The organism is Streptomyces sp. SAS_272, assembly GCF_052543235.1.
The window spans coordinates 278,239-295,605 of record NZ_JBMNDR010000002.1; the positions used below are offsets into that span (position 1 = coordinate 278,239).

Annotated in this window: 19 protein-coding genes; all 19 read right to left on the reverse strand. The window is 69.9% G+C overall.

Features of this window, described 5'->3' with window-relative positions; translation table 11 throughout:
* Positions 1–7: 7 nt before the first annotated feature.
* Complete coding sequence (locus tag ACN6LD_RS02880) at positions 8–952, reverse strand: peptidoglycan recognition protein family protein (protein WP_445042420.1); 945 nt, start codon at positions 950–952, stop codon at positions 8–10.
* A 60-nt stretch (positions 953–1,012) separates the two neighbouring features.
* Entirely contained in the window at positions 1,013–1,444 is a 432-nt protein-coding gene (locus ACN6LD_RS02885; RefSeq protein WP_445042421.1) for a hypothetical protein, read from the reverse strand.
* Positions 1,445–1,453: 9 nt separating this feature from the next.
* Positions 1,454–5,269, reverse strand: coding sequence for a hypothetical protein (locus ACN6LD_RS02890; protein WP_445042422.1), 3,816 nt, complete (start codon positions 5,267–5,269; stop codon positions 1,454–1,456).
* Between the two features lie 18 nt (positions 5,270–5,287).
* Positions 5,288–7,489 (reverse strand): hypothetical protein, encoded by a 2,202-nt coding sequence (locus ACN6LD_RS02895; RefSeq protein ID WP_445042423.1) that lies wholly within the window; start codon positions 7,487–7,489, stop codon positions 5,288–5,290.
* Between the two features lie 180 nt (positions 7,490–7,669).
* Complete coding sequence (locus tag ACN6LD_RS02900; RefSeq protein WP_445042424.1) at positions 7,670–8,080, reverse strand: hypothetical protein; 411 nt, start codon at positions 8,078–8,080, stop codon at positions 7,670–7,672.
* 7 nt (positions 8,081–8,087) lie between these two features.
* Positions 8,088–8,600 (reverse strand): hypothetical protein, encoded by a 513-nt coding sequence (locus tag ACN6LD_RS02905; protein WP_445042425.1) that lies wholly within the window; start codon positions 8,598–8,600, stop codon positions 8,088–8,090.
* Positions 8,600–9,010 carry a phage tail tube protein gene (locus ACN6LD_RS02910; RefSeq protein WP_445042426.1) on the reverse strand — a complete coding sequence of 137 codons (411 nt, stop codon included), beginning with the start codon at positions 9,008–9,010 and terminating at the stop codon, positions 8,600–8,602. The genes ACN6LD_RS02905 and ACN6LD_RS02910 overlap by 1 nt, the downstream gene beginning before the upstream one ends.
* 69 nt (positions 9,011–9,079) lie before the next feature.
* The gene (locus ACN6LD_RS02915) at positions 9,080–9,817 is read right to left on the reverse strand and encodes a hypothetical protein (RefSeq protein WP_445042427.1); all 738 of its coding nucleotides are present in this window, start codon (positions 9,815–9,817) and stop codon (positions 9,080–9,082) included.
* A gap of 1 nt (position 9,818) precedes the next feature.
* The gene (locus tag ACN6LD_RS02920; protein WP_445042428.1) at positions 9,819–10,025 is read right to left on the reverse strand and encodes a hypothetical protein; all 207 of its coding nucleotides are present in this window, start codon (positions 10,023–10,025) and stop codon (positions 9,819–9,821) included.
* A 1-nt stretch (position 10,026) separates the two neighbouring features.
* Positions 10,027–10,473: a hypothetical protein gene (locus ACN6LD_RS02925; protein ID WP_445042429.1), complete on the reverse strand. Its 447-nt coding sequence runs from the start codon at positions 10,471–10,473 to the stop codon at positions 10,027–10,029.
* 8 nt (positions 10,474–10,481) lie between these two features.
* Positions 10,482–11,078 (reverse strand): head-tail connector protein, encoded by a 597-nt coding sequence (locus ACN6LD_RS02930; protein ID WP_445042430.1) that lies wholly within the window; start codon positions 11,076–11,078, stop codon positions 10,482–10,484.
* A gap of 7 nt (positions 11,079–11,085) precedes the next feature.
* The gene (locus ACN6LD_RS02935) at positions 11,086–11,343 is read right to left on the reverse strand and encodes a hypothetical protein (RefSeq protein ID WP_445042431.1); all 258 of its coding nucleotides are present in this window, start codon (positions 11,341–11,343) and stop codon (positions 11,086–11,088) included.
* A gap of 9 nt (positions 11,344–11,352) precedes the next feature.
* Positions 11,353–11,739, reverse strand: a complete 387-nt coding sequence (locus ACN6LD_RS02940) for a hypothetical protein (RefSeq protein ID WP_445042432.1) — start codon at positions 11,737–11,739, stop codon at positions 11,353–11,355.
* Between the two features lie 75 nt (positions 11,740–11,814).
* Positions 11,815–13,236, reverse strand: coding sequence for a phage major capsid family protein (locus ACN6LD_RS02945; protein WP_445042433.1), 1,422 nt, complete (start codon positions 13,234–13,236; stop codon positions 11,815–11,817).
* A 137-nt stretch (positions 13,237–13,373) separates the two neighbouring features.
* A complete protein-coding gene (locus tag ACN6LD_RS02950; protein ID WP_445042434.1) occupies positions 13,374–14,180 on the reverse strand; it encodes an HK97 family phage prohead protease in 807 nt (268 codons plus the stop codon).
* Positions 14,177–15,355 (reverse strand): phage portal protein, encoded by a 1,179-nt coding sequence (locus ACN6LD_RS02955; protein WP_445042435.1) that lies wholly within the window; start codon positions 15,353–15,355, stop codon positions 14,177–14,179. The genes ACN6LD_RS02950 and ACN6LD_RS02955 overlap by 4 nt, the downstream gene beginning before the upstream one ends.
* Entirely contained in the window at positions 15,352–15,531 is a 180-nt protein-coding gene (locus tag ACN6LD_RS02960) for a hypothetical protein (protein WP_445042436.1), read from the reverse strand. The genes ACN6LD_RS02955 and ACN6LD_RS02960 overlap by 4 nt, the downstream gene beginning before the upstream one ends.
* 12 nt (positions 15,532–15,543) lie before the next feature.
* Complete coding sequence (locus ACN6LD_RS02965) at positions 15,544–17,085, reverse strand: terminase large subunit domain-containing protein (RefSeq protein ID WP_445042437.1); 1,542 nt, start codon at positions 17,083–17,085, stop codon at positions 15,544–15,546.
* Positions 17,048–17,350 carry a hypothetical protein gene (locus ACN6LD_RS02970; protein WP_445042438.1) on the reverse strand — a complete coding sequence of 101 codons (303 nt, stop codon included), beginning with the start codon at positions 17,348–17,350 and terminating at the stop codon, positions 17,048–17,050. The genes ACN6LD_RS02965 and ACN6LD_RS02970 overlap by 38 nt, the downstream gene beginning before the upstream one ends.
* Between the last annotated feature and the right edge of the window lie 17 nt (positions 17,351–17,367).

A 17,367-nucleotide genomic window follows, 5' to 3' on the forward strand; every position in this document is an offset into this window, starting at 1 on the left:
ACGGGGGTCAGACGGTCCAGCGGAGTCCGCGGAGGAGGCGGTGGCTGACCTTCGCGTCGGCGTCGGCCATGACCTCGAGCTTCAGCTGTTCGTCGGCGACGAGGTCTCCGGGCCGGGTGAACAGGCAGTTGAGGGTGCCGTCCTTGCCGATGACACCGGCGTCCTGGCGGAGGTCGGCCGACGGCCGGTTCGTCTTCAGCGGCAGGTCGTGGAAGCGGCCGACAACCCGCGTCCCGGGCGGACCGGAGACGACGACGTAGCAGGCGACGGTGTACCGGCACGGTCCCTGCGCGATCGCGGAGTCGGCGGCCATCTTCAGCAGCGTCCACTCGCCGGCCTTGAGGTCGGGTCCCCCGGCCTCCACTTCGGTGATCATCTGGGGCACGTCGTCCTCCTCGGACTGGGCAGGCTGGTCGGTGGTCTTGCCGGTGGCGCGGGCGACGATGCCCGGGAAGACGACCTCGTGGAACTGGCGCGCGCGGGCGTCGCCGGGGCATTCCGTGCCGCCGGTGGACCAGTCGGCGAACATGCGGTGGTAGCCGTAGCCCGGGCTGGACGCGCTGGTGCAGATCTGCAGCGGGATCTCGTGCTCCTCGTGCAGCCACGCGCCGAGGCGGATCAGCGTCTCCACCTGCTCGGGCGTCCAGGGGTCGGTGTGCTTCAGGTTGGATGCGGTCTCGACAGACACGGCGCCGGTGCCGTCCGGGCGGAGGTTCGCCCGGTAGTTCGCGTCGGCGCGGGTCTGTGTGCCGATGAACTGGCCGACGCTGCCGTCGTAGTCGATGCCGAAGTGGCTTTCGAGGTTGGTCGAGTCCCGCCAGTACTCGTAGATCCGCTCCTCGTCCCACGGGGCGGCGATGCTGTGCATGATGAACTGCGTCGGCCGGATCGCTGCCTGCGAGTCCGACTCGGGCTGCAGCTCCAGCTTCTTGGCGAACGGGCACCAGGCCATGGGCCCTCCCGGGCATGAGAAAGGCCCCGGCCGTCGGCTCGGGGCGTGGGTGACGTGGGGTCAGACGATCTCCTTGAGGTCGACCGTGATGCTGCTGTTCACCCCCTGCACCGTCGTGTTCGTCGACGTCGTCGCGATGAGCTTGAACGTGTGGCTGCCGGCGGCGCTGAGGGTGCCCTCGTACACCTGGGTCACCGTGTCCCGGTCTCCGGCGCCGGAGGCGTTGAAGACTCCCAATGGGCTCTGTGCGACGCCGTCGATCGCCAGGCGTCCGTTCGATGAAGTGGCTGGCGCGCCGGTCGCGACGAAGTCCCAGACGCAGATGACCTTGTAGTCGGCCGCGGTCTCGGCGGTCATGGTGACCGTGGCCGATGGAACGTCCGCGTTCGTCTGGGAGGCGGCGACGGTGCTTGAGCCGATCGCGCCGTCGGTCTTGGTGCGCAGCCTGTTGGTGCGTCCGGCGGTGAGCCTGTCGCCAGCGGCGTAGGCCATGAGTCCTCCTCAGAGTGCGATGTGCGCAGGATCGGCGAGCGCTACAGCGGCCCCGGCCGACTGCGCCTTGACGATGCCGTTGACGGCCCGCACGACGCTGCTGAACGTCTGCGGGGTGAGGACCTCGAAGCTGTCGTAGCGGACCTGTGGGTTGACGTTGGTGTTACCCGCGGCCGAGATCGACCGAGCTCCCACGAAGGCGGCCGTGGTGACCGAGCTGTCGGTGGTGGTGATCTGCCAGTCCGGTTCGACGGCCGTCAGCGCCCAGACCTTGGCGCGCAGGGTGCTGCCGCACACCTGGAGTCGTGCCCGCACGAAGGTGCCGGCCACGTGGGTAAGGCCCGTGGCGTAGGTGGCAAGGGACGACTCGACGGCAGCCGCCCGCTTGCGCAGGTCGAGGTTGATGGCGTTGCCGGTGGTGAACTCGACTCGGAGCATGTAGAGGTTGTCGGCGTCGACGTAGCGGACGAGCGGCCCGCCGTACAGGCTGCCGCCCGTGGCGGTGGCGCTGGTCGTCAGGGACAGGACGACGTCGACGTCCGGATAGGTGAGGGCGATGCCGCATCGCCGGCTCGCGTTGGCCGTGGTGAGGATGTGCTGGCCGTAGCCGGAGCCGACCGCGTAGTCGGTGCCGAGGGTGCCGCCGGCGGCGGTCCATGTCTGGCCGCTGTCCGCGCTGCCCCAGCCGCCGGACGCTGTGCGGCCGAACGCGTCCGTGGCCCAGCTGGCGATCGCGCTGACCCGCATCACCTCGCCGCCGGCCCGGATGTCCAGCGGGAGTTGGACGGGGTCCAGCGTCCAGCGCGGGGCGTTGAGCGGGGTCGTCGCCACGACCAGTGAGGTGGCGCTGCTGGTGACGGCGGCGACCAGCTCGGAGCCGTCGGTGTCCACCCGGTACGGCGCGATCCCGGTGAAGGACACGTCGTCGATGTGGACGGCGTCCTCGCCGCTGCTCGAGCTGTTGTCCTTGGCGTACCGGAAGGTGACCGTGCCGGCGCCGGTGACGTCGACGATCGCCTGCGTCCACGGGGTGGTGCCCTGCGCGAGGAGTACCTGTGTGCTGTCGACGAGGACGATCAGCCGGTCTCCGGCGAACCCGGGGCCGGCGGCCTCCGAGCTCGTCCAGTACCAGTACCGCATCTCGGTCGACCCGGTCGGCACCGTGACGATCCAGTCGGAGGTCTGGTTGTTGCTGATCGCGCCGGAGCGCAGCGACCAGGTGCCGGAGTTGAAGTGCAGCTGCGACCTGGCCCAGGAGGCGTTCCCGCCGTTCGTCGCGGTGACCTCGAGCGTGCTGTCCTGGAAGTCCTCGTAGACGGCGAGGCCGGCCACGTTCCAGGGGTCGGCCGGGGTGCAGGTGAAGTAGACGTCCCACGCGTACTGGTCGAAGGACTCGGTGTAGCCCTGGACGAGGAGGTTGATGTCGCCGGGCGGGAGGTCTGCGGGCGGGTTGGTGATGCGGATGAGGTCGCCTTGGTCGACCTGCATGACGGCGTCGATGAGGTGGGGTGCGGCCGCGAGGTTGACGTGGACGACCGGGTAGCGGGGCGCGTCCCAGGTGCCGAGGTGCATCCGCCAGCCTGCGATGTTCTCGGCCTGGGCGTCGTCGGCCAGGGACAGCTGGACGCTGGTGTCGTAGCGGCCCACGCCGTTCGGCGGCGACTGCACCGACAGCGGCCCTTCCTCGAGGACCGCGCGGCTGAAGGAGCCGTCGATGCGCTGCACGGTGACGTCGTTGACCACGTTGGCGTCGTCGTCGACGGGCTCCAGCGGCGGCGCGACCTCACCGTCGGCGGTGTAGTCCAGGACGAGCGCCGGCTGCTGGTTGTAGAGGGTGCCGCGGCCGCGGTAGCGCAGGGCGAGCCGGGCCCGGTGCTCGAGGAGGATCCCGCCGTCCGAGCTCGCGCACTCGGCGAGCAGGTCGAGCAGGGTCTGCATGCGCTGGGCTCCCATGAGCTCCTGATCGGCGATGATCCCGCGCACGGAGAACGGGGCGGTCTCCTCCTTGGCCAGGCGCAGCGCGCGGCGCCCCGCGAGCTCGGGCGTCCACCCGTCGAGCGCGTTGAAGGGGCTGTTGCCGAACGGGTCGACGAGGTCGACCGTGCTGTACACGATGACGTGGCCGAGGGCCAGGCCGTCGAGCTCGGAGGCGTAGCCGCCCGAGGGCGAGCCGACCGAGGTGACGCGCCCCGCGGTGCCCGACAGGGTGTTGCTGACCTGCTCGGTGCTGCCGTGGATGTCCGTCCACTGGACGGTCCAGGTGACGGTGCCGCCCGACTCGGAGACGAAGAAGGAGCCGAGCATCCACGTGTTGAAGATGTTGTTGTCGGTGGAGATGGTCGTGCTGACGACCGTGGTGCCGTCGGCGTCCGTGCCGATGACCTTGGACTGGCTGTCCTTCGACTGCACCTGCCACTCGCGCACGGTTCCCGTGGTGCTGATCCTCATGAACGTGCGCAGCGTGGCCGGGAGGCTGTCGAGGCGATAGACCCAGTAGACGCTCCAGCTGCTGCTCGCCGTGGCCGGCGCGGGTACCACGCCGCTCATGACGACCGGGTTGACGCCGCTGTTGGAGGCCCATACAGGCAGGGCGTCGGAGGAGATCAGGCTGTCGGCGCTGGCCCACGTGACGTTCGTCAGGGACATCGGCCGCACGCCCGGGATGGGTGAGGCGGCCTGGGTTGACTGCGCGCCGTCCTCCATCGGCCAGTACGCCAGCGGGGACGGCCACAGGGGGTTGCTGGCGGGGATCCGGCGGCGCAGCGCGGACTGTAGGGGGCTGGCTCCCTGGCCGTAGCGGCGCAGGACGCCCGAGGCCTCGACCGCCATCCAGCGGTCGTTGCCGGAGACGTCCCAGCGCGGCGGCCAGGAGCTGATCTCAGCGACGATCCGGTCGTCCCGCTTGCGGACGTCGGCGGTGCCGTTCACAGTCCAGGTCAGGCCCGTGCTGTCGACGAAGGACGTGGCGCCGTCGGCCAGGCCCCGGAAGTCGCAGTTGGCGACGAGCGTCCCGTCGATGCCGTTGCGGACCTGGAAGCGGGTGGCGGTGCCGGTGAACGGATGCCGGGGCGGGGTCACCGTGGGGTCGCTGACGCCGATCGTGACGGGGGTGCTGGCGGTTGACTGGATGGACGTGGTGCCGGAGCCGACGATGTCCCCGTACAGCTGCGTCCACGGCCCGTCGATCGCCTCGGCCTGGTAGAAGCGGACGGTGTACCCGCTGGCCCCGTTGTCGACGTCCAGGGTGACGCGCACGGCCGCGCCCGCGAACCGCTCGATGACGCCGACGGCGTTGAACTGCACGCTGGAGGAGTTGACCCAGTCGAAGATGAGGAGGCCGGCGTAGTAGCGCAGGCCCCAGGACCGGGTGGCGGCGCTGGTGCCCCACTTGCCGAAGAGGGTGGTGTTCTCGGCGACGTCGGTCATGTCGGCGTCGAACTCGAACCTCAGGTCGATGTCGCCGGTGATGTTCAGCGCGGCGGCGTGCGGCGTGGACACGTACCCGGACGCGTCGCCGTCGAGCTCGAGGTGCGCCTGGTCCGCGGGCAGGTGGACGCGGACCTCGGTGTTGCGGCCGATCAGCCCGAACAGGTCCGACAACGGGTTGCCGGTGCTGTAGCGGCCCATCACAGCCGGGGCGACCTTGGAGCGGCCGTTGTTCAGCAGCAGCTTCAGCTTGCCGGGGTCGGTGCGGGCGCCCTCGTCGGGGCGGCCGCGAGTGATGGTCATGATGTCGCGGGTCAAGACGTCCGCGGTGATGTTCTGCCATGCCCCGGCGACCTTGAGGTCGACCTGGACGTCGAGCGGGGTCGTGGGGAACGCCACCGCGGAGCCTCCTCCCTGTCAGCGCCCGAAGGCGGTCTGTGCCGAGCCGCGCCCGTCGACGCGGACGATCTTCCGGAACAGGCGCTTGAAGTCCTCGTCTGCGCCGCGCACGTCGACGATGACGCGGGCTACGCCGCCCCCGGCCCCCGCCCCCAGGGAGGCGGCCATGCCGGCCGTGAGCGGGGCGGGCTGGACGGACTGCGGCGCCACGCCCGGCAGGCCGTGCAGGACGGACTGCAGGGCGGGGATCTGACCGACGATGCCGGACCGGAACCCGTCGACCAGGGCGGCACCGGAGTACGAGGTGTAGCCGGTGCCGGAGAAGGGGCCTTCCTTGGCGGGGCTGAACGGGAAGAAGTCGCGAGCCGCGGAAACCACGCTGCTGGCCGCGTTCTTGACCTGCCCGATCTTGGCCATGATCCCGTTGATGAAGCCCTGGATGAGGCTCGCGCCGGCGTTCCACAGGGTGGAGCCGATGCCGCCGAGTGCCGATCGTGCGCGCCCGGGCAGGCCGCGCACCCAGTTCACTAGGGCCACCGCCTTCTGCACGGCGGCGTCCTTCATCCGCCCGAAGTACCCGCCGACCATGCCCGGGATGGACGCCAGCCCCATGACCCAGCCGACCGTGGCAGCGACCGCCGCGCGGACGGCCGTGGACACCCAGCCCCACACGATGCCGGTGTACTTCTGCACGGTGGACCACTTCGCGATGATGAGCGCCGTCAGCCCGATGATGACGGCGATGACCCAGCCGACCGGGCCCATGGCGATCAGCCACTGGGCAGCCATGACCGCGGCCCACGCGACAGCCCGCGCGGCCATGAGCAGGAACTGCCCGGCCGCCACCGCCCCGGCCCGTAGCACGGCCAGGATCCACGTCCCGATCGAGACCAGCGCGGACCCCGTCCACGCCGCCGCAGTCGCGACCGCCGAGGCCACGGCACCGGCGGCGATGCGCGCGTAGGCGGCCAGGCCCACCGCGTTCATCCGGATCCATGTAGCCATGACGCCCCACCCGCTGAACGAGATGACGGCGTTGGCGCCGGCCACGACGGCGGAGACGGCGGAGTACGCCATCATCGCGCCCTTGACCAGCATGACGGTCCCGGCCAGGCTCGCGAGTGTGTAGGCCAGCGGCTCGAACACCGCCTTGTTCTGCATGGCGAACTTGATGAACTCGCCGGACACTTCGGTCAGCTGGCTCATGGCCTTGCGGTGGAACTCCTCCAGGGCCACCGCGGCGTTGTCGTTGAGCGCGTCGCCGCTGCGCTTGGCGGCCCCGCCGAAGTCGTCCATCGACCCCGACGCGCCCTTCAGGCTGGAGAGGAAGGCTGGGATCTCCTGGACGTTCATGTCCTCGAGCGGCGTGCCGAACAGGGCGATCGCTGTATTGGCCTGCTTGGCCGGATCCTTGATCCCGAGCAGACCGTCGATGATCTTCTGTGTGGCGCCCTGCGCGGACGACCCTCCCGCGAGGATGGCGTTCGCCATCTTCTGGGCGTCCAGGCCGATCGTCTTGTACGCCGCCGTCGACCCGGCCGACATGTCTGTCGAGCGGATCGTGAACTCCTTGATGGCGTCGCCGGCCTTGTCGATGCCGAACTCGCCCTTGGCGGAGGCGTCGACCAGCATCGAGAACGCCTGCTCACCGCTGTAGCCGAGGGTGTGGAAGAACTGGCTGTACTCGTCGGACGCGTCGAGGATGTTCTCTCGCAGCGACGCGGGCACCTTCTGCGAGGCGGCCGTGATGAGGTCGAAGGCCTGCGTCGCGTTCGTGGCCAGGCCGGAGTTCATGAGCGTGCCCACGCTCTGCACGGCCCGGTCCACCTCGACGTCGAAGGTGCTGGCGAAGTTCAACGCCTTGGCCGTCGCGTCTTCCAGGGTCGCGCTGGATGCCGTCGACATGCCCTTGATGGACGACATCACGGAGCCGACCGCTGTGTTGACCTGCTCCATCGACTCGCCGTAGGCGTCGGCGTACAGGTCGCCGGCCACCCCGCCGATGCGGGCCGACTCCTCCTTGGTGAGCCCCAGCTGGGCGGCCAGCTTGCTGTTGGCCTGGTCGATGCTGATGCCCTGCACAAGGCTCGCGCCGAGAGAAACACCAGCCATGGCGCCGATGCCGGTGGCCACCTGGTCGAACCGCTCCCGAGCCGAGGACAGGCCCTGCTCGGTCCGGTCCCTCGCGACCAGGTTGAACACCAGTGACGTGTCGCTCACCGCTGACCTCCCGTCCTGCCAGGGGTCAGCGGCCCCTGCTCTTGAGTTTTTCGGCCGCCTCTTGCTGGGCCTTCTGGTAGCTGTCGAGCCAGTTGAGGAGGGCGTCCTCCTCCTCGGCCGTCATCCGCTCCCACTCCCAGGGGCGGACGTGCAGCAGATGTGCCGCATCGCCCAGGCGCTTCAGGCGGCGATCGGCGGCTGGGCTTTTCCCTCTTCGTCGGGATCCTCGAAGGCCTCGGCGATCTGCTCGTCGATACGGGCGAGGACGGCCGCTCGCATGTCTGCGGGGGCACTCTCGGCAGCGGCCTCGCGCATCTCCTGCAGCTCGCCCTTGGAGTACGCCAGCTCCAGCTCGTCCCAGGCGAAGTCGACGTCGTCGAACTTCAGTGGCGGGTTCGCGCGCTTGAGGAACGTGTAGAGCAGGGCGCGCCGGCACAGGCTGCTGCCCTGCACGACCTTCTGTGTGAACTCCGTCCAAGAGCTGCCGGTCAGCCGCTCGATGCTTTCGCGTTCCGCGCTCATGAGCTTGCGCGGGTTGTACTTCCAGCGCTGCGGCTCGTCGCTGCCCTCGGGGCTGTAGACCAGGTACACGTCTGTCCTATCCAGCCCGGGCGGCGAGGCGCCGGGCCATGTTCTCCATGGCCGCCTCGACGGCCTGCTTGTAGACGCCCTCGCGTCCCTGGAAGCTGCGGTCGAACCAGTCGACTTTGCCGCGCTGCTGCACCCACACCTCACGGTTTCCGAACACGGGGTGCCGCCATCCGCCGGCGCGGTTCATGCGCTTGGGCGCGTTGGGGAAGTTGCGCACGTTGCGCGTCTTGAAGGCCTTCACCCGTGCGCCGGACCAGCGGCCACCCAGCTTCACCTCGGGCCGGATCTTCTTCGCGATGGAGGACCGCAGAGCGGGGGCGGTGGGCAGGCCGGCCGATGACACCGCCATGATCGACGACTTGGCTTCGGCGGCCGCGGGTTTCAGCGCGTTGCGCATGTCCGCCGCGAGTTCCTTGCGCAGTTGCTTGCCGTCCTCCTCCGCGCGGATCGCGCGGGTGAGAGCGGCGAGTCCCTCGTGGGTCTCGACGCCCAGGGCGAACGGCGGGCCCCCGCCGGCCATCAGGCGGTCGCCCGGGTCACCGCGCCGCTGGTCGGGAAGGAGACACCCACCGTGGCCTCGTCGCCGACGGACCCTTCGACGGGGTTCCAGGCCTTGATGAGGATGTTGCCGGTGTACTTCGGGTTGGACGTGCCGACCGCGGCCTGGTCGCCGCGCACCTCGAAGGCGACGACGGTGCCGAGCAGCGGCCACATGATGGAGTCCAGCTGCGAGGCGGCGAAGTCCTGCAGGAACTCGACCGCGAGCTCCGCGGACTTCAGCCCGCCGAGCACTTCCTTCCAGCCGGCGGACGAGTACGTCGTGACGTCCTTGTCCTCGACCTCGACCGACAGCTCGGCCTTCTTCGTGTAGGCGCTCAGAGCAGTTCCGTTGATGGACAGGTACTGGGCGAGCAAGACCATCTTGGCCATGACGCGGACCCCCTTCCAGGGCATGCTGACGGCCCCGGTGTGGGCCGGGCTGTGGGGTGGTGCAGGTGGCTACTGGATGCCGAGCGTGGCGGCGAACAGGATGCTGGGCGTGGTGCCGGAGATGGTCCAGGCGATGCGCCACCAGGCGTCCGTGATGGCGGTGCCGTCGGTGCGCAGGGCCTGCCCGCCGGCGGCGGCCGCGGCGGCGAAGGTGAGCCGGGTGGTGGGCGAGGCGAACGTGTTGTCGGCGGACGACTCCACGCGCGCCGTGATGCTCGGCGTGGTGCCGGTCGCCGACAGGACGTGCAGGGCCGCGTACAGGCGCTTGCCTGTGGTGACGGCTCCCACGTTCAGGCCGGTCCCGGTGCCGGTCGAGGTGCGGGCCGTGCCGGGCGGGTGGGCGAACTGCCCGCGCACCAGCGGCCACGACGACTTGGCGGTTCCGGACCAGGGGGCGACCTCGCCGACCGCGTCGAACAGCGTGTACGAGGAGCGCAGCGCGGACACGAGATACGCCAGGTCGCCGACGGCGGCCGCGTTGTTCGCGCTGATGGACCAGGGGCCGACACTGCCCAGCTGAGCCCAGCTGGCGTCATCGATCTTGGTGGCGTCGCCTGCCTCCCACTGCCCCTCTGCGGAGAGCTCGGCAGAGCCGAGCCCGGCGATGCACTCGTGCCAGCCGGCGGAGGCGTAGTTGGTGGTGTCCTTGTCTTCGAATTCCGCGGACAGCTCCACCTTGTTGGACTGGCTGGTGAGGTCGACGCCCAGGGCGAACGTCCTCACGTTGGTCAGGATCGTCTTCGACACGTCACCCCTCCTTAGGATCTGACGTCTTGTGGCTGCGGCCGCGCGGCTTGGCCGGCGGGCCCTCGTCGACGACCTCCTCGGCAACGCCGGAGGCGACCAGGTGCGCGGCCTCCGCGGTCGGCAGTTCGGCCGGCTCTCCCTTGGCCGGCCACGGCTGGCCGTTGCGGGTGGCCCCCTCCGGCATGTCGACCAGCATGCGAATCCGCATGTCAGTTCCCTTCTCCGATGACCTTGATCATCAGTTCGGCGCCGACATACGTGGAGCCGGCGTGCTCGTACCAGCGGTAGCCCTGCACACGCATCACATGCAGGTCATGAGCCAGGCCGCCCAGGGCGTACTCGCCGGGCGCCCCGCGCGCGGCCTCGATCGCAGCCTTGAGCGAAGCCGGGCCGGAGCCCGCCAGCATGCCGTCGAGGATCCGCTGCGCGGCCATGTCGTCAGCGCGGCCGACCAAGACACGGCTGGTGAACGTCAGCTCGTCCAGGCCCCGGGCCATGGCCTTGTCAAAGTCCTGCTCATACTCGGCGACGAAAAAATGCGGCGCCGTCGCGGCGTCCGGGACGTACCCCGTGCACGTCAGCTTGCCGATTCCCTCGGGCAAGACGACCGCCCGGGCGGCGTCGGCGATCGCCTCGCGGACAGCGGAGATCTGCATGGTCGCTCCTATCCGAAGCCGGGGAGGATGAACGGTTCGATCAGGGCCCACACGTCCGGGTCCCGGCGGGACAGATTGCGCACGCCCCACTCCGCCGAGCCGATGATCCCCTCGGGGCTGTCCTTGCGTTTGTAGAGGCGGGTCGCCTGGATCAGCGCGGCCTCGGTGACGTCGTCCGGGACGGCAGGCCAGCCGAACCGGGCGGTGACCCTCACGCGCCCGGTGTAGATGCCCCAGGTCCCGTTCACGCGCAGCAGGCCGGTGACCGGGCGGCCGTCGGCCAGCGCGTTGTCGGGGCTGGTCTCGTAGCCGGTCACGGCGGTCCAGGACGAGCCGGATCCAGTCTCGACGACCAGGCCCGTGGTGGTGCCGACGTCGTCGACGAGCAGCAGCTCCCCGCCGTCCTCGCACACGACCCGGCCGCCGAGCCGGTAGGAGCGCTGAACGGTTGTCGCGTCGAGCCAGAAGCGCCGGCCGGTCGCCCGGTCGATGCTGCGGGAAGCGGACGCCAGAGCTGAGTTGAGCAAGGCGTCCCGGCTGTCGTCGTCGGCCTCGACGCCGAGCTTCTCCTTCAGCGCGGGCAGCGTGCCGTACTCGTTGGCCACCGACCGCTCACTCCGCCGGCGGCGAGGGCTGCGAGGCGGCCGTCTTCTTCGCGGCCGTCTTCTTCGCCGCAGGCTTGCCCTGATCGGCGGTCTGCTGCGGCGGGGTGGCCGTGCGGCCCTGCGGATCCTCGGTCTGCGGGTCGTCTTCGACACGGAGCCGGGCGATTTCCTCGTCGACCTGGGCGACGCGGGCGGCAAGGCCGCGGCTGACGTAGCCCGCGCGCTCCCGCTTGAGCGCGGCGAGCATGTTGTCGGTGCTGGCCATGAGGCCTCCCTAGAAGATCACCGCGTCGGCGGTGTTCGTGACGTTGGTGTTGGCGGAGTACGTCAGCCGCAGGAACCGCCACGGCTGGTTGGGCCGAAGGATCTTCAGCGTGGTGCCTGCGGCGGTGAGAGCGAACGTGGTGACTGCCCCCGTGTCAGGAGTGGCGGTCTCCGCATAGGAGACGGCGAACCAGTTCGTGCCGTCCGCGCTGCCCTCGATGGCGTAGGTGCACGTGGGGGTCGCGCCGACGGCGGTGGTGACGGCCAGGAGCACAGGGCGCGCGACGGCGGCCCCGCGGTCGAGGATGTTCGTCGAGACGCCGTTGCCGGTCTGCGCGTCCGACAGCCGTGCCGCGTTCGGCAGCCGGTCGCCGCCATAGGCCTGAATCGTCGACATGCGGGTCTCCCGTCCCTGGTGTCGAGGTGGACCGCGGGGCCCGGGGAGTCGACCGGGCCGCGCAGTCAGGGACGGTCAGAACGCGGGCGTGACCAGGCCGGTGCCGCCGACCTTCTGAGTTCCGTTGGTGTAGCGGCCGAAGGTGTACGCGAAGTACGAGTACGCCACCAGCAGCACGCCCAGCGAGGCGGCGGCCGGCTGCTCGGCGCGGATGAACAGCGGCGCGTTCGGGTCCTCCCACAAGTGGCACTCCGAGGACGGGACGACGTAGATCTCGTCCTCGTTGGTGCCCGCCCCGAGGTTCGTCGCGATGTTGTTGTCGACGACGACCTCCAGGCCGCAGGGCAGGACGCCGCGCGGGCCGGAGGCGTAGGAGCTGTTCGGGTTCGCGACGCCGCCCGCCTGGACCGGGATCCCCGACCAGTTGATCAGGGGCCAGGTCGAGGACATCTGGGACGACAGCCAGTACCAGCGCCGCGAGTGCATGACCGCGTGGCTCGGGCGGCCCATCGCCAGCAGGGCCGCCTCGACGCCGGCCGCCGCACCGAGGACTTTCGGGTACAGCTCGGCGCCGGTCGGCGTGCCGTCGGTGTAGGCGTTGGCGTTCGCCATGTTCGTCAGACCGGTGGTGGCCTGGTTGAGGAGCGTCGAGTCGAGGACGGTGGCGACCCGGTTGAACAGGTCCTGCATCGTGACGTCCTCGATGCCCGTACCGCGGTCGATCGCCTGACGAGAGACGGTCTGCTGGCCGGCCGCCGTCTGCACCGGGACGGTGAGCAGCGTGTCGTCCATGTTCGTCTCGGACACCGCCGAGTTCTCCGACGCCTGCAAGGCCGCGCTGGACGCCGTGGTGACGCGGGAGATGTTCACGGACATGCCCGCCTCCGGCAGCGGGTGCCGATTGCAGACGTCCGCGAACGGGCGCAGCGCCGCCGTGGCCGGGGCGTACAGGTCCGTCAGGTACTGGGGCACCGTCAGGCCCGCGAACGCGCCCGTGCCGACCGCGCGCTGCATGTACTCGGCCCGCTCCACACGCTCCTCCCGCATGTGCTGGGCGAGCCGGTGCGAGGCCTCCACGTCCTGGAACAGGAACTGCCGGGAGACGTCCATCAGGAAGCCCTTGCCGAGCGGGTCGGCGTCCTTGCGGTAGGTCCGCTCTTCCTGGCCGACGCGGGCGACCTGGTCGTAAGAGGGCTTGCGGGTCTGGGTCTCCCGCACTTCCTTCTGCTTGGCCTCCCGCTCCTGCTCCTCCACCTTGAGCTTGTTCGTGGTGGCGAGCTTGTTCTCGATGCCGGTGATGTCGCTGCGGGCCTGATCGCGCGCAGCGAACAGCTCGGCGACACGCTGGTCCTCCTCGACGGAGAGGTTCGAACGGCCGTCCTGCTGCGCCTTGTCCAGGATCAGCTGGACCTCGGCGCCGCACTTCTTCAGCCGCTTCTGGGCGGCCTCCAGCTCGACCTCGATCGAAGCGATCAGGTCGTCGATGGTTCCGGGCATGGGGATGTTCCCTCCGTGCAGATGGGGTCGTGGTGGGTGCAGCAACAGCGGGGCCACGGCCCACCCGGGTCATCTGCCGGGCGGCACAGGGCCTGCCTCCGGGCGTCTGCCGGAGAGCGGGCTGTGTCTGGGGTGGCTCAGTCCTCGCCGCGTTCGACGAGCAACTGAGTGCGAAGCATGGAGACGGACCGGCCGGTGACGGCCGGGGCAGCCGCGCGGGTGGGCGCCGGCATCTGCGGCGCGGGCACGGGCGGGGAGGCGAGATCGGAACGCTGGGCGAGGCGGGAGTACGCCTCCCGGGCGACCAGCGCGGGAAGGTTCGGGATCAGGTCCAAGAACTCCCCGGACCGGGCGGCGATCGAGGTATGCGGGTTCGCGCCGTAGGTAACGGGGCCGACGTCGCCGCGCTCCAGGTCGAACTCCTGGATGCGGTACTCGGTGTAGTCCGGGGACCACTGGCCCGACGTGATGCGGAACATGAACGACTGCTCACGCACGTCCTGATCCTCGATGGCCTGGACGAGGAGCTGCACGTCCGACCGCTTGGGGTTGAGGAACGCACGCTGCCCAAGGCCCTGGTCGTCCGCCCACAGCTCCAGACGACTGTTGCGCGTCGAGGCCATCGGCGTCCCGGCGTGGTTGAAGCGGAACACGACCTCGGGGTCCGCGCCGAGCGTCTTGTCCGCCGCGCCTTTGGAGACGACCTCCGTGTACGGGCCGAACATGTCCCACATCTCGTAGCCCTGCTCGAAGGCCGACGCGTAGCCCTCGACCTCGTACCACTCCATGCCGTCGTCGCGCTGGACCTTCTTCGCGCGCAGCTGAGAGGTGAACCGGATCTCGGGTGTCTCGGGCCGGTCGCGGGGAACGGCCATCGGGGTGGAGCCCGCCGCGCCAGCGCGGGCCTGGGCAGCCTGCTGCCGCAGGATCGCCGTGGTGGTCATGAGGGTGTGCCTCCTGCTTGCGGGGTCGCGGTGGTGGGCGTCGGCTGGGCGCCCTTGCCGAAGAGGCGGTCGAACTCCGCCTTCTGGTCTTCCGTCAGCGGCGGCTGGTCGTAGAACGCGCGGGCCTCGGACGGCGTCAGCGTCCGGGAGTCGATGCGCGTCTTGAGCACGCCGGCCTGGGCCTGCGGGTCCATCGCCAGCAGCGCGTTCCGGTTGAGCTTCACGAACCGCGGCCGTGACGACAGCCGGCTCAGGGCGCTCTCCCGCCGGGACACGGCCGGACCGAGAGACATGACGAGGAACTGCAGGTTGCGCTGCGTCATGTTGGCGTAGGTCACCGAGCTACCCGACACCGAGGCGTCGATCAGATCGGACGGGCAGTCGAAGAACCGGGCGATGTCCCCGATGCCGAACTGCTTCGCGGCGATCCAGTCGGCCCCGGCCTGCTCGGCCTGGATCATGTCGTAGTCCCAGTCGTTGCCCGTGACAAACAGATCTCGGTTCATCACGGCCGCCTTGAAGCGATCCTTCGCCCCGTCGGCCTGCTCCGGGGTCAACTGCTTCGCGGTGTTCTTCAGGTGCGCCGAAGGGATGGCACCGTTGCGGAACCAGTCCATGGCGAACTGCTGGATCGACAAGTACTCACTGATCGACCAGGCCGCATACGCCACTGGGGACAGGCCGACGGGGAGGCCGGGCACGGTGTACTGCTTCTCGTGCCATACCTCGCTGGGGTCGTACTCGGTGCCCGCGATCCGGTACTTCTTCTTACCTTTGCGTACCCGCACCGTGACGTCGCCGATCGGCACCAGCTCAATCCGGGCCGGGAGATTCAGCCCGTCCCGCGCCGTGATCAGACCGACCGTGTTCCCGGCCCGGTCGAGGTCGAACTGGCTGGAGTACATCCACTCCGGCATCTCGACCTCGTCGCCGCCCGGCGTGACGAGGACCGCGGGCTTGGGCACCTCGACCTGAATCCCGTCGACCTTGCGGTACAGGTCCACCGGCATCGTCGAGATGAGATTCGCCCGCAGCCGCAGGCACCCCCACACCGCGCTATGCCGCAGGGCCGTGTCGTTCGTGATGGCCACCGCCCCACCCGACGAGCCGGGCCGGGGCGGGATCAGCTGGTCGGCGGTCTGGCCCGCGTAGTCGCGGCGACGGAACAGGCTCACGTCCTACCGCCCTTCGCCCGGCCCGCCCCAGAGGCGAGCCAGGAACCGGCGAGGACCACGACACCGCTCACGGCCAGCGCCGCCCACCCCAGCCACCGATACACCCCAGCGCCCGCACCAGCCGCGACGAGCAGCAGACCGGCAGTGTCGAGCGCGGTCGTCATCCGCTCGCGCACTACGCCCCTCCTTCAGTAGATCGAATCGAGTGGGTCGTAGTCCTCGAGCACGTGCGGCCCCCGGATCACCAGCGCCCAGCGCGCGAACGTCGACGCACACAGCGGGCTGATGTCCACCAGAGAGTTCGTCCGGTCCAACGTCCACGCATCGCCCTGGCGTCGGGTCCGCGCACCGTTCACCGCAGCGGTGAGCGGCACCTGGTCGAGGTGGGCGACCGTGCCCTGATTCATGGCGTCCGCCAGCTGCCCGCACGCCTCAGTGATGTCGCCCGACCGCATCACGGCCAGGTCGCCGCGCTCCGGGTGCTCCTTGTCCTTGGGCACGTCGATCCCGGCCGCGACCAGGTCGTCGATGAGCGATGCCGCCGGCGCCCCCGAGGCGACCGCCACAGCTACCGGCTTCCACAGGCCATGGAGCCTCGCCACAGCGGGCACGACCCAATCCGTACCGGGACGGTGGGCCACCACTTCGACGTGCACCTTTCCGTCCGGCCGCAGCGACGCCGCACTGATCGCCGCCCGCTTCCGGTCCTGCGACACATCGATCGCCAGAGCAACGCTCGCCGCCACCGGCTTGCTCTCCACGTCGACCAGCCCCGGCCACTTCAACTTCGGCACGTTCGGGTCGGACGGCGGCGTCGGCTTCCGCGTCCGGTTCAGGTAGGCACGGTCGAACTCGGCCGGGTCCAGCTTCACGAGTTCTGCAGCGATGACGGCCTCGGTGACCGTGTGACCGAGCGCGGGCAGTGTCGCGTACCAGGTCGCCGGATCGTCGCGCGGCATGTCCTCCGGAGCGAACCACTCGAAGTAGCAGACGCCCGGCCACTCGCCGGACTTCCACGCTGCCTCGATCAGGGCCCGCCCGATGGCCCGCTTCTTGTTCAGCCACACGGACTTGGTCGTGCCGCCCGCCGACGCCCACCACAGCTGAGCCATGGGCCGGGTCGTCATCGCCGGAGAGAACGCCTGCTCCAGCCGGTCGTCCTCGTGCTTGAACGCCTCGTCGATGATCCCGAGGTCCAAGGCGGGCCCGTGCCCAGCCGACTCGGTGTTGGCGGTGATGCCCATGCGCGATCGGGTCGCCGGCCACAGGATCTTCTCGTTGCCATTCGACTTACGGATCCGCGCACGCTTCGCCAGGTCGGAGTCTGAGATCTTCTCCCAGAACTCATCCTCCCAGCGCTGCCGCGCCATGTTCCTGTCCTGCGCCGCGTAGATGATGTTCTGCCGGTGCCACGCCATCGCCCGGTGGACCTGCAGCCCCAGGACCAGTTCCGTCTTGCCCTGCTGCCTGGAGACGGACAGCCCGGCCTCGCGGTGGACGAACACCCCGGTCTCAGGATCCAGTTCGAGGGCGACGTCCGTGACGTACTTCTGCCACGGCATCGGCGGGGCGCCGAGCTTCTCCATGACCTTCCACAGTTTCGGCCCCAGGGACGGCCGATCCGGATGCCGCGGCGTCCCCCACAACGGCGGGCACTCCAGCCCGTACCGCTCCTTGAGATCCTCCGCGAACTCAGTCGGGGGACGCCAGGTCTCCGAGGTCGTCGTCATCGTCAGCGGCCCGCCCCTCCAGCAGCTGGGCGAGCGTCTGACGGAGCTCGCGGTTCAACTGAGGCAGCGTCCGGCCGTCCTCGGCGCCGGCCACAGCCTCCCCGCAGGTCTGGCACTCCCCGGTCGCGGCGGTGTCGATGGAGCGGGCCAGGGTGAACGCCATCTCGGACAGGGACGGCTCGACGCCGACCAGGTCGCCGAGCTGCTCGACGTCATCCCGGACGGCCTTCTCGACGGGGCCCATGCCGCCCCCCTCCAAGATCATCCCGACGCCGTCGGCTC